The sequence below is a fragment of the Alpinimonas psychrophila genome (assembly GCF_014137865.1).
Taxonomy (GTDB): domain Bacteria; phylum Actinomycetota; class Actinomycetes; order Actinomycetales; family Microbacteriaceae; genus Alpinimonas; species Alpinimonas psychrophila.
On record NZ_JACGWU010000001.1, the window covers coordinates 91620 to 103885 of the forward strand.

Genomic DNA, 12266 nt, shown 5'->3' on the forward strand with positions numbered 1-12266 from the left:
CCTTCGGGTCCTTCCCGCCATTTTTCGCACGACCCAATCCCACCTTGGAGGGAACTCGTGGACCAAAGATATTCGCGGATGTTGAGGCTCGGCATCATTCTTGCTCTCGCTACGTCGCTGACCTCGTGCGCGGGTACGGTCGGGAATGTCGTCGACGTTTCCTCAGACGGTCCCGTCTTCATCTTCGACGGCGGCGATGCCGTTGTTGCTCCGGGCACGAAAATGGCGTGGAACGACGACGCCTTTGCGTCTTCGGTTGAGGCAACAGAATACGCCGAATTCTTGTGCCCAGAATCCTCCACAGGTGGTTTTAGCTTTCTGGCAGAGCGCGGAAATGAAAAGTCTCCTTCTGCTTGGAAAATGAATGCCCCATTGGGTTTCCGGCCAGGGAGCCATAGTCTGCTCGCGCCAGTGGTGACACCCGATTGGCTCATCAACGGTGATTTTGCCCAGATCAAAGCTCAAGGCGGCAGCTACAGCCTGGGTGTGGCCTGTGTCGAAAACAACGGATTGTCAGCGTCCAAGGTGTTCTTCCGGAGCATCACTGTCACGGCCGGCACGGGTGACTGGACGGCCGACCCCAATAAGTGATTCAGTCATCTTCCGTTTACTGCACGTTAAGATTTGCGACGGTCACCAGACACATGGCTTTGAGGTAATAGAACATGCAATCTGATCGTTCGCGTCTATTCATGGCGCCTCGGGCCTCGTTGAGAGCGGCAACCCTCGTTTTTGCCTCGATGGCCATGTTTGCCCTCGTTGGTTTTGGTTTCACGAGCCCGGCCAGCGCTGAAGACGCTCAGAGTTTTTCGGGCGCTCCGTCTGACGGCACCCAGGCCGATTCAACGCGCACGACTTTCTCTTATGCGGCGGCTCCGGGGCAGACGTTGAGTGACGCATATATTTTGATTAATGACGGTACCGTTGTGCAAGACATCACGATTTTGGCGACCGATGCTTTCAACGCGGAGGATGGTTCTTTCTCTCTCTTGGACACGACTGCTCCGGTTGTCGATGTGGGGACCTGGGTCACGTTTGAGGGAGTACCGAGTCAGGTGATCACTCTCGAACCGGGGGCAACGAAAGTTATTCCCTTCGTGGTCAACATTCCGGCGGATGCTCGCCCAGGCGACCACGTTGGCGGAATCATCGCTTCGGTTTCAAGTATTGACGGCCAGGTCAAGCTGGAACGGCGTGTTGGGACACGCCTCTATGTTCGTGTTGCTGGTGACCTTCAAGCTGGATTGACAGTGAGCGGTCTCGGGTCCACCTACGAACCCAGCCTCAATCCCTTTGATGGAAAACTCGTGCTCACCTTCACCGTTCAAAACTCGGGCAACATTGCGCTTGGCTCGCGCGGATTCGCGTCTGTCACCGGGTTGTTTGGAATTCCTCTCTCGGGACAAGCCAACTTTGCCGTGCCAGAGTTGCTTCCAGGAGCCACGCACGTGGTCACCACTGAGATCCCCGGCGTCTGGCAGTGGATCTGGATGAACGCCAAACTTTCGTCTATTGGTGTTGACGCGAATAAGGCGATGGTAGCTGGCGTCATGCCGACCGCCACCCGCGAAGCCTCAACGTGGGCTGTCCCGTGGGCTCTCCTCATCCTCCTAATCGCTGCAGGATTCGTTTACTTTTACATTCGATTCTCGCGTCTGAATAACGAACGTCGCTCCCAGCAATGGATGGAATACACGGAAGCCGAAGCGCGTCTGCGTGCTCGTGAGGAAACGCCCGAATTGTGACGAAAAAGCGCCTTCCTCTCCTGGCGTGCGGTTCCCCATCCATTGCGACGGGCGCCTGCGTTGTGCTCGCCATTGCCCTCTCGAGTCTTCTCATTCCCCAGGTTTCGCAAGCCGTCGATGCAACCCCGGCTCCTGTCGGCATCAACGTCAGCGTTCCCGTGATCGAGGCTCCTCCAGCCCCGACCGCTGGCGCCATTATTCCCGTGGGTGCTGCCGCGGACACGGCCCAAGTCGAGGTCGTCGTCGCGGGGTTGCAACCCTATTCCTACTTTGAGCTCTACCTCTACTCGACACCGAAACTCGTGGCAAGTGGTTTTGCCGACAGCACTGGGACGTTCAAGGTCACGATTATTCTGCCTACGACCCTCGAAGTCGGAAACCACTCACTTGGCGTAAAAGCGACCGATGCCGGCGGACAGCCTTACACCAAAACCATCAGCCAATTTGCGATTACAGCGGATCGGCGTCTTGCCGGTGCCGGCCCAGGCTCATCACTCATCTCCTCAACCGTCAATACTGCCGGAAGTGTCGCATCGTCGACCCAGACGACCCAGACGACGCAAACGGATCCGGCAGCGGCCGTGGAGGCACTCGGCTCCAACCCGCTTGATGTAGGAGGCATCCTCTACGCAGGGGGTGTCGTGGCATCGACCGCCCCTTTGGTGACTCCTCGTGGCGGCACGGTAATTCTGGCCATGACCGTCAAGAACGTGTCCAACACCACCTTTGACGTGAGCTTGGATTTTTGGCTCACGTCTCCCCTTGGAGACACCCTCGCGTATCTTGACCCCATCAGTGTTGCGGGATTGGCGCCCGGGGAGACTCGTACCGTGCAAGCGACTTTGACGAACGTCGGCCAGTGGCCTGTCATGACAGCGCATGCCACGTTGACCCCTCCGGCTGCTGTTGAGGGCACTGACCTTTCTGCGGTCACCCGTGACACTGTTGTCTGGATGTGGCCATTTTTTGCCCTCATAATGTTTGGACTTCTTGTCGCTGGATATGCTCTGTGGCGTTTTCTACCGATCATGGGAAAGGGCCGTCGTGCCGAGCGTAGCCAGCGACGGGATGACGCTGAGACTCTGGCGGATGCGGCGGCGATTGTGCGCGCCGAAGCCCACATTGTTGACGCTCAGGCATCGCTGGATGACGACCCTCTTTTCGTAGCGGAACCCGAGCGCCCACACCCCCTCGAACCAGCAGCCAGTGTGGTGCCGAAGAAGCCGCGAGCACCCAGAACCCCCAAAGGTGTGCCGGCCGCTGATAACGACGCTGTCACGAAACCTGTCGCCAAGAAACCACCGGCACCCCGCGCTCCGAAGGTTGTCTCCCCAGCCTCAGAAAGCCGTGAGGACGACGCCTAATGTCAGACCCTAAGAATCACGAAACGCCCTTCTGGCGAAAGCTCACAGATTCCTTTGCGTCCTCCGCAACCAAAATAATTGCGCATTGGTCGGCTCCCGCTCGAGCCGATCGGGCAGCATCAAAAAACGAGCAGGCAGCCGAACGTGCGCGGCGCATGCCGCCTAAAGGCTGGAAGCCCGGACAGCCCTACATCTTTGAGACGCAAGATGAGACTCGTGTCGAAGCCGCCACTGACCCTGCCCATTTCGAGCCGGGCGGGCCCGAGCCTGTGCGCCACGAGTCTGGAGCCCAGACGGCACCGCAACACGGGACAGGCCTCGGCAGCCATCGGATCTCTGATGGTAAGCGTCCACGCAAGCCGCCTAAGCGTCCACGTAACTTCGTTCCCGGGGGCAAATACGCGGGTGCCCCGAGCGCTCGGCCGCCGATTGTTCTCACCCGCCGCGAGCTCATAACCCGCAACTCTCTTGCCGTGCTGAGCGTGCTCATCCTGGGTCTCATTATCAATATCTTCATCCTGGGAAACCTGCAGCATTCGGCAGCACAGCAGCAACTCACCAATACCTTCAGAGTCCAACTCAGCGACGCTACGGCTCCCGTGAGTGAAGGTGACTATCAGAAGTTCCTCCTCACCGATGGGGTGCCGGTCGCCTTAATTGATATTCCGTCCATTGGTGTACGCGAAGTCATCGTGGAGGGCACAAGCTCCAGCGTTTTGAAGGCCGGCCCGGGTCACCGCCGCGACACCGTTCTTCCGGGGCAGTCAGGGGTGAGCGTCATCATGGGCCGCGCTGCTGCCTACGGCGGGCCCTTCTCTCGCCTCCAGGAATTGAAACCGGGCGATCCATTTAGCGTTATCACCGGGCAAGGCAAACAAACCTTCGAGGTATTGGGGCTTCGCTACGCGGGAGACCCCTCTCCCGCGGCGATGAAGGCAGGATCCTCGCGGATCATTCTTGAGACGGCCCGCGGACCGGCGTTCGTCCCCACCGGCATCGTTCGTGTGGATGCGCAACTCACCAGCGCGGTTCAACCGTCTGGACAGCGTCAAACGACGTTCGTAACTTTGCCCGCCGCGGACCGCGAATTGGCCACCGATACCCGCTCCATTTGGGCTCTCGTCTTTGCTTTGCAGTTCTTGGTACTGATCGAAGTTGCCCTCGTGTGGGCCTTTGTGCGCGTGGGCCTTCAGCGCACCTGGGTCGTATTTGTCCCCCTCTTTCTGCTCGCAGGACTTCTCGTTGCTGACCAGGTAACGAGCCTCCTGCCTAACCTGCTCTAGTTAAAAGGATCAGCTCATGACAAATGTGGAACCGAACGACATCACAAAGGTCTTGCCCCTAATTTCGCAAGACCGACCCCCAGCATCGGATCCTAGCGCCGTGCTTGAAAAGACTAAACGCCGACTCTTGCCGTGGTCGGCGCCCAAAGTGCACGAACCGAAGATGCGTCGCGGAAACCACATGCCGCCGCCAACTCCCGAGCCACTCGCGTCTCTCGAAGGCCGCAATGTGTCGGCATGGTTTGGCACACACCAGGTGCTCGACCGGGTGTCGTTGACGATGCCGGCCGGCGTGATCACGTCCCTGATTGGCCCGTCGGGCTGCGGTAAATCGACCTTCTTACGCATCCTGAACCGCATGCACGAGCTCGTGCCCTCGGCCAGCCTCGCGGGCGAAGTCTTGCTCGATGGTCAAGACATCTATGACGCTGAGCGCAAACTCGTTGACGCGCGCAAGTCAATTGGCATGGTCTTTCAGAAGCCCAACCCTTTTCCGGCGATGTCAATCTACGACAACGTTATCGCCGGCCTGAAACTTACCGGAGTGCGTGCCGATAACGACCGCAAGGATTTCTTGGTGGAGTCGTCGCTGCAGAAAGCCGGCCTCTGGAAAGAGGTCAAAGATCGCCTGCGCTCGCCTGGTGGTGGGCTCTCGGGTGGCCAGCAGCAGCGTCTGTGTATTGCGCGTTCACTCGCCGTCATGCCGCGCGTTTTACTCATGGATGAGCCGTGTTCGGCGCTGGACCCCACCTCCACGCGCGTCATCGAAGAGACGATGTTGGAATTGGTGAACGACGTCACCATCGTCATCGTGACGCACAACATGCAGCAGGCTCAACGCGTCTCGACGCAGTGTGCGTTCTTCTTGGCTTCGCAGGGAACGCCCGGGCTCATTGTGGAGCACGGCGACACGGAGGCGATGTTTGATTCGCCGATTGATCCCCGAACGTTTGACTATGTCAATGGACGTTTCGGGTAACCCGAATGCAGGGGGTTAGATTCGCGCACGGCTTTTTGGAATGGGGCCGTGCGTGATATTCTCAGTTCCACGGGTCTATGGCGCAGTTGGTAGCGCGCTTCGTTCGCAATGAAGAGGTCGGCAGTTCGAATCTGCCTAGATCCACCAAATGTGAGGCGGTCCACCGGAGGGTGGGCCGTTTTCACATTTAACTATCTGCTGATTCGAGGAGGAGGACAAGCTTTGCTTGTCTGACGGGGTCTGCCTAGATCCACCAAATGTGAGGCGGTCCACCGGAGGGTGGGCCGTTTTCACATTTAGGCGAGAATCTTGGTCCCGGCAACTGCAATCATGACGACATTGGCCAGCGCCGCAACCATGATGAGCTGAAACGCGAGGCGGGTCGGCGGCTGATTTGGGGACCACCGAACAACGAGCCAGACGCCCACGACAGCAATAAGAACGTTCACGCCCAGACCGATCCACTGAGCCACCGAAATCGCGCCGCCGGGGCCAAAGAAGGCAATCGTCGCGCCGAAGAGAAGAACGATGTACGTGATAACGCCGGATGCCCGTGCCCCCAGTCGTTGCGGCAACCCGAGGATCCCTTCCGACCGGTCATGCTCAATGTCGGGTAATGCGTTGGCGAAGTGGGCCGCCACGCCAAGCACCGCAGCCACGGCAATGACCCAGGGTGCGGCGAGAACGGGCGTGCCTGAAGAGAGACTCACGATCACCGGCAGAATGCCGAATCCCACAACGTACGGCACAAAGGAGAAGACGGTTGCCTTAGCGCCGAGGTTGTAGATCCAGCCGCTCGCAATGCCCGCAACCTGCGCGAGCAAGACCCACGGCCCCAACCACGCACTGAGCCCGAGCGAAATGACCACGCAGACAAAGGCCACGTTGCGCACCAGCGTGGGGGAGAGCAGGCCCGTAACCAGAGGCTTGTCACCTCGTGCGGCACGGGTGTCGCGGGCCGAATCCCGCCAGTCATTGGAAAGCCCAATGGAGAACTGATTGGCCAGCATGGCCAGTGCCACGAGCACGAGTCGGTCGAGCGGCAAGCCAGCGGTGACGGCCAAAACAATGGTGACGGCCGTGACGGCAAGGGAGGGGCCCGGATGCGTCGCCAAAAAGAGGTTCCGTACGAGCCCAATTCCACGCATGCGGTCATGTTACAAGGAGTGAAAGACACTAGCGTTGACGCATGACTACTAAGCGTGTCGTTGTAACCGGGGCGAGCTCCGGCATTGGTGAAGCTACTGCTCGGCGTTTTCGGGCCCACGGCTGGAATGTCGTGGGGGTTGCCCGCCGCGCGGAACGTTTGGCGAAGTTGGCCGCAGAAACCGGTGCCGACACTTTTGTGGCCAACATAACGAAACAATCCGACGTGGATGCCCTGCGCGACTACCTCGCAAAATCCGGCCCGGTGCATTCCCTCGTCAACAATGCCGGCGGTGCTTTTGGCGCTACCTCCGTAGAGGACAGCGACCCGGCTGATTGGCAACGCATGTTCGATGTGAACGTGCTGGGGATGCAGCGCGTCACGAGTGCCCTCCTTCCCCTTCTGCGCCGGGGCGCCCTGGCGGTCGGTCACGCCGATATCCTCACCGTCACCTCGACCGCCGGGTTCACCTCCTACGAGGGTGGTGGGGGCTATAACGCCGCGAAGTTTGCGGCACACGGTGTTGTGGGGACCTTGCGTCTGGAACTTGCGGGAGAGCCGATCCGGGTTATCGAAGTTGCTCCGGGCATGGTCAAAACGGAGGAGTTCACGCTGAACCGGTTTGGTGGGGATTCGGACCGGTACGAGGCCATTTATCGCGATGTGGTTGACCCGCTGAGCGCCGATGATATCGCCGAGACGATCGTGCACGCGCTCGAACTTCCTGGCCACGTGAATCTCGACATGATTACGATTCGCCCGGTCGCGCAAGCAGCGCAGCACAAACTTGTGCGCGGACCCCTCACGCCGAAGGCATCCTCATGAGTGAACAGCGCGATACCGATGCCCTTGATCTGACAGCTCTGGTCGCTGAACTCGAGGAGCAGGATCGTGAACTGCGTTTCGTGGCGTTCGGTTACGACGACGCCTGGGCGCTCGGAAATGACATCGTTACCCTGGCGCGTGAGGCGAAGCATCCTGCGGCGGTGGCCATCTTCTTCGGTGAGCAACGTGTCTTTCATGCGGCACTTTCTGGCGCTTCCGTGAATAACGATTCTTGGTTAGAACGAAAGGTGCGCACCGTGCGCCGTTTCAACGAGTCCTCCTATTTGGTCGGTCGACGGTTCGCTCTCTCGGGTCAAAAATTTGAGACGGATGCCAAAGTCGACCCCCTTCTGTACGCCGCACACGGGGGTGCGTTCCCTCTTCGCGTAGGTGATTTGCAAGTCGGCGTCGTCGCCGTCAGCGGGCTACCCCAAGAAGTTGATCACGCCATTATCGTCGCGGCCTTGCGTCGGGCACTGAAGCGCCAGCAAAATACCCACACGCCAGGAAGCTCATTATCATGACCTCAATAGCCGCAATCACATTCACTGTCCTCATCGCGCTCCTCGCCATCTTTCAGCTGGCGTTGGTCTTTGGAGCGCCCCTCGGCCGCTTCGCCTGGGGTGGACAAAATGATGTCCTCCCGCCTCGACTTCGGCGGGGGAGCATTATTGCGGTCGTTCTCTACGCAGCGTTCTCACTCATTCTGCTCGCGGCATCCGGTGTGCTTGTTATTCCCGTTCTCGGTCCCGTCGGGGGCCTTTTGTGCTGGATGATCACGGTCTACCTTTCGTTTGGGGTTGTCATGAACGCTCTCTCTCGTAGTAGGCCCGAGAGGTTCGTGATGACCCCGGTGGCAATGGTCCTTTTCGCTTGTGCGCTTATTGTGGCGCTGGGTTAGCCCATGGAATCGTTGACACGACACACGGATTACGGCGCTAAGGGCCTCAACGAGATCGACATCAATCAGAATCCGATGGCGCAATTTGCCACGTGGCTGCACGAGGCAGAACAAGCGGAGATCTTTGAACCCAACGCGATGGTCATCTCCACCGTTGACGCGGACGGGCAGCCAACATCCCGAACGGTATTGCTCAAGGGACTCGACGACACGGGCTTCGAATTTGTCACGAACTATGAGTCCCGCAAGGGAAAATCATTGCGGGCAAACCCTTCGGTCGCGCTCCTTTTTCCGTGGTATGCCCTGAAACGACAGGTGATGATTGTGGGCACGGCCGTTGCCACGGATGCTGCGACGTCGGACGCCTATTTCGCCCGGCGCCCGCAAGGAGCGCAGCTTGCGGCATGGGCCAGCGACCAATCCGAGCCCATTGCTCGCCGGGAAATATTGGACGAACGCATGGCCGCCCTTGAGGCGCAATATCCGGAAGGGACGCATGTTCCCCGTCCCGAAAAATGGGGAAGTTTTCGTGTTGTTCCGTCCAGCATCGAATTTTGGCAGGGGCGCTCGAAGCGTTTTCACGACCGCCTTCGATTTACGGCACTGGACGATGGGACGTGGAAACTCGAGCGTCTGCAGCCTTAGGCTTTGGTCATGACGTCGATGCAGATTTTTCACCCCCTCCAGACATTGAGCTTGACGCAACTTCAACGGCGCCAGAGTGCTAAGTGGCAGCGCTACGGAAAAGACATTCTTCCCCTGTGGGTTGCCGAAATGGATGTTCCTCTGGCCCAGCCCATTATCGATGCTGTGCAGAACGCCATGGAGATGGGCGACACCGGGTATGGGAACGGTGACGCCTACGGGGAAGCTTTTGCCGAGTTTGCCCTCGCTCGCTGGAACTGGACGGTGGATCCGGTCGACACGTTCGCCGTCATTGACGTTTTGACCGGTATCACGGAGGTCATCGCGCAGATCTCGGGCGAGGATGTTCCCGTTGTTATCACCCCCCCGGTCTATGGACCCTTCGAGAAATATGTCACACGGATGGGGCGCAAACTCCTGCACGCGGTGCTGACTCCCGAAGGGCGTTTGAACCCGGAGACCCTGGAAACTGCCTTCGCGGCCATCAAGAAAGCGCGCACTGGCGGCATCGTTTTGATTAGCAACCCCCACAACCCCACTGGCGTTTCGCACACGCGAGCCGAACTCGAGATGCTCTCGGCTTTGGCAACCACCTATGGGATTCGGATCATTTCCGACGAAATTCATGCGCCCCTGCAGATGCCGGGCCACGAGTTCACTCCCATCCTCACCGTCACTGGCGCCGAGTCGGCCATTGTGGTGACGAGCGCGTCAAAGTCGTTCAACCTTGCGGGCTTGAAAGCGGCCCTTGTTGTGGGGGGTCCGCCATCGCGGGCAGACCTGAACGCGCTGCGTGAGGGGCATGTCCACGGCGCGAGCCACCTCGGGGTAATTTCTCACGCCGCGGCCTACCACTCGGGAGGCCCGTGGATCGATGCGGTCATCGCCGACCTCAACACGAATCGGCATCTTCTCGGGGATCTCGTGGCCAAGCATCTACCGGGAGCACACTACTTTTTGCCCGAGTCGACCTATCTGGCGTGGGTGGACTGCCGGCCCCTTCAGCTCGCTGGTGACCCCGCCCAGATTTTCGAGGAACAAGGCAAAGTAGCCTTCAGCCCCGGTTCATTCTTTGGGGACGAAGGCGCCGGCCACGTGCGCATCAATTTTGCGACGAGTCCGACGATTCTGACGGAGGCCCTGCGCCGCGCCGGGAGCGTGTTGCTCGCACGCTGAGCCAGATGACGGCCCCGGCCACGAGAGCAATTCCTGCCATGATGGCAAGCCACGGCAACAAGAATCCGAGGGCAACCACGAGCACGCTGCCAACGTTGATCACAGATTGCCAGCCCTGCGAAAGGCCATCCCAGAAGCTCTGGGAGGTCGGGGCCGCATCAGTGGTTTGAATCACGGAAACGGAGAGCGTGGCCAAATCGACTTGGTTCGCTAGGTAATCGCGTTGACCCACCAGGCTCTCGAGCTCGCCCTGGCGCTGGGTGAGGGCGCTCTCTGCGGCCAAGAGGTCCGCAGTGTTCGTGGCGTTTGCCATGAGGGCCGTAAGGCGGTCTATCGAGGTTGTGAGGCTGGCGATGCGAGCCTCGACGTCGGTCACTTGGAGTGTGACGTCTGTTTCACTCTGACTCGATGATACGAAGGAACCAAGGGCGAGAACCTCCTCCGTCACGGAGTTGAGTTTGTCGGCCGGAACCCGGAGGGTGGCAAAGGCGCTCTCGCTCTGATAATCGCTTGCGGGGGAACTGCTGCTGTCTTGCACGTAGCCGCCGGCTCGGGCGGCAATGGCCGCAAGTTCAGGAGCAATATCGAACGGATGCTCGACAGCAACCGAGACTGCGCTCGTCTTGACCACGGAACGGGAGGAGTCCGTCACCACAGCACCGCTCGAATCGGTGGCGACGCTCCCATTCGGATTGGCTTTGAGGCCTTCTGACGTCACCATCCCAGAATCGAGCAAGGAGACGGACGGTGCAGTGGATCCGCCGGTTGAACACCCGGTCAGTAGTAATGCCGAGGCAAGGACGCCGAGCGCGAGCAATCGTTTCATACAAAAACACTAATGCTCGTCGGCGATCAGCGGGAATGAATTTTCAGCGAACGCTCAGTGTTGAACGGGGATGGGCTCAGTGTCTGGGATCGGGCTGAGGTCGCGATTGCGGAGGTCCGGACTCCACGGTTTGGCGATGAGGGCGGCCACCGTTCCGGTACCGGCGAACAAGGCGGCGACAAGAATCGCGGCGGCGGGACCAAAAGCATCGATCGTGAGACCCGCAATTGCGGAACCCATCCCGACACCGATGAGTTGGCCGCTGCCGATCCAGGCGTAGGCTTCGGCAGTTTCGCTGAACTTTAGGGTGGCCGAAACGTTGGCAAACAGTACGGTGAGGGCCGGCGCCACGCCGATCCCCGAGATGAACAACATGATCGACAACCACCAGAAGTCGGTGGAAAAAACGGCCAGTCCCATGCCGGCGGCAACGACGAACATGCGAGCCGTCAGCGAGAAGGAGCTGATCTCCCGGTGTCCCAGGGCGAGACCGCCGAAGAGAGAACCAAGCGCAAAGATGGCCAAAACCCAGCCAGCGGTGGGGCCGCCGTTCCCAAAGATGGCGACAATGCCTGCTTCAACCGCGGCGAACGAGGCCACGAGGAGAAGGCCCACAACGGTGCTGATGATGACGGTCGGACGCTTGAGCACGCCGCCAAAACGCGTCTTGCTGCGGGGAATGCGAACCCGGCCAACGATGGGGGAGGTGAGGAACCACGCCCCGCCAACAATGAAAAATCCGACGGCCAAAAAGATCGCGGCCGCGCTGCTGATCTGCACCGCAACGAAGGTTGTCAGAACCGGGCCCACAATCCAGATGATTTCTTGGGCGGAGGCGTCCAGTGAGAAGAGGGGAGTCAACTTTGTTGACGGCACCATTTTGGGGTACATCGTGCGAACGGCCGGCTGGATAGGCGGCATCGACGCGCCGGAAACCAGACCGAGGACCATAAGGACCCAAATGGGCAGCGGGAACAAGACCATGACGCACACCGTGATCGAGACCACGACAATGGTGGAAACAATGACCGGGCGAATTCCGAAGATGCCCATCATGCGGCTGGTGATGGGACCGACGAGGGCTTGCCCCAGTGCGAGAGCCCCGAGAACGGCTCCGGCGGCTGCGTAGGAGTGGTAAACGTGTTCGATGTGGATAAGGAATGCCAGCGACACCATTCCGAAGGGGAAACGAGCCGTGAGTTGGGACAACAAAACTCGGGCTACCCCCGGCGTTTTCATGATGTCCCAATAAGTCTTCACAACAGACCCAGTCTACGGGGGCCGGGATGCCTGTGGAGTCAGTAAACAGCTGGGGGCGCGTGCATGAACATGTGCATAATTCGGCACAACTTATCCACAGGTGTGGACGACACGC

Annotated in this window: 13 protein-coding genes and 1 tRNA gene; 11 read left to right on the forward strand and 3 right to left on the reverse strand. The window is 59.5% G+C overall.

The window, feature by feature from the left end; genetic code table 11:
* The first annotated feature begins 78 nt into the window (after positions 1 to 78).
* The 6 genes from FB555_RS00475 (at position 79) to FB555_RS00500 (ending at position 5518) form a co-directional block, all read left to right on the forward strand.
* Positions 79 to 591, forward strand: coding sequence for a hypothetical protein (locus FB555_RS00475; protein WP_182483495.1), 513 nt, complete (start codon positions 79 to 81; stop codon positions 589 to 591).
* A gap of 101 nt (positions 592 to 692) precedes the next feature.
* A complete protein-coding gene (locus tag FB555_RS00480; protein ID WP_182483496.1) occupies positions 693 to 1745 on the forward strand; it encodes a hypothetical protein in 1053 nt (350 codons plus the stop codon).
* Entirely contained in the window at positions 1742 to 3109 is a 1368-nt protein-coding gene (locus FB555_RS00485) for a hypothetical protein (RefSeq protein ID WP_182483497.1), read from the forward strand. The genes FB555_RS00480 and FB555_RS00485 overlap by 4 nt, the downstream gene beginning before the upstream one ends.
* Positions 3109 to 4392 (forward strand): sortase, encoded by a 1284-nt coding sequence (locus tag FB555_RS00490; RefSeq protein WP_246323489.1) that lies wholly within the window; start codon positions 3109 to 3111, stop codon positions 4390 to 4392. The genes FB555_RS00485 and FB555_RS00490 overlap by 1 nt, the downstream gene beginning before the upstream one ends.
* 181 nt (positions 4393 to 4573) lie before the next feature.
* The gene (locus FB555_RS00495; RefSeq protein WP_220475759.1) at positions 4574 to 5371 is read left to right on the forward strand and encodes a phosphate ABC transporter ATP-binding protein; all 798 of its coding nucleotides are present in this window, start codon (positions 4574 to 4576) and stop codon (positions 5369 to 5371) included.
* Between the two features lie 71 nt (positions 5372 to 5442).
* Positions 5443 to 5518, forward strand: a tRNA-Ala gene (locus tag FB555_RS00500).
* Positions 5519 to 5667: 149 nt separating this feature from the next.
* On the opposite strand, the gene FB555_RS00505 is transcribed toward FB555_RS00500, so the two are convergent.
* Positions 5668 to 6519 carry a UbiA family prenyltransferase gene (locus tag FB555_RS00505; protein WP_182483498.1) on the reverse strand — a complete coding sequence of 284 codons (852 nt, stop codon included), beginning with the start codon at positions 6517 to 6519 and terminating at the stop codon, positions 5668 to 5670.
* Between the two features lie 41 nt (positions 6520 to 6560).
* Here FB555_RS00505 and FB555_RS00510 point away from each other — a divergent pair, with 41 nt between their 5' ends.
* The 5 genes from FB555_RS00510 to FB555_RS00530 are packed head-to-tail and all read left to right on the forward strand — an operon-like array spanning position 6561 to position 10065.
* Complete coding sequence (locus FB555_RS00510; protein WP_182483499.1) at positions 6561 to 7343, forward strand: SDR family oxidoreductase; 783 nt, start codon at positions 6561 to 6563, stop codon at positions 7341 to 7343.
* Positions 7340 to 7867 carry a heme-degrading domain-containing protein gene (locus FB555_RS00515; protein ID WP_182483500.1) on the forward strand — a complete coding sequence of 176 codons (528 nt, stop codon included), beginning with the start codon at positions 7340 to 7342 and terminating at the stop codon, positions 7865 to 7867. The genes FB555_RS00510 and FB555_RS00515 overlap by 4 nt, the downstream gene beginning before the upstream one ends.
* Positions 7864 to 8244, forward strand: coding sequence for a hypothetical protein (locus tag FB555_RS00520; protein WP_182483501.1), 381 nt, complete (start codon positions 7864 to 7866; stop codon positions 8242 to 8244). Before FB555_RS00515 ends, FB555_RS00520 begins: the two co-directional genes overlap by 4 nt.
* A gap of 3 nt (positions 8245 to 8247) precedes the next feature.
* Positions 8248 to 8889 (forward strand): pyridoxamine 5'-phosphate oxidase, encoded by a 642-nt coding sequence (gene pdxH, locus FB555_RS00525; RefSeq protein WP_182483502.1) that lies wholly within the window; start codon positions 8248 to 8250, stop codon positions 8887 to 8889.
* A 9-nt stretch (positions 8890 to 8898) separates the two neighbouring features.
* On the forward strand, positions 8899 to 10065 hold the full coding sequence (locus FB555_RS00530; protein WP_182483503.1) for a MalY/PatB family protein: 1167 nt from the start codon (positions 8899 to 8901) through the stop codon (positions 10063 to 10065).
* Here FB555_RS00530 and FB555_RS00535 read toward each other — a convergent pair.
* A complete protein-coding gene (locus FB555_RS00535) occupies positions 9992 to 10891 on the reverse strand; it encodes a DUF4349 domain-containing protein (protein WP_182483504.1) in 900 nt (299 codons plus the stop codon). The genes FB555_RS00530 and FB555_RS00535 overlap by 74 nt on opposite strands.
* A 54-nt stretch (positions 10892 to 10945) precedes the next feature.
* On the reverse strand, positions 10946 to 12151 hold the full coding sequence (locus FB555_RS00540) for an MFS transporter (RefSeq protein ID WP_182483505.1): 1206 nt from the start codon (positions 12149 to 12151) through the stop codon (positions 10946 to 10948).
* Between the last annotated feature and the right edge of the window lie 115 nt (positions 12152 to 12266).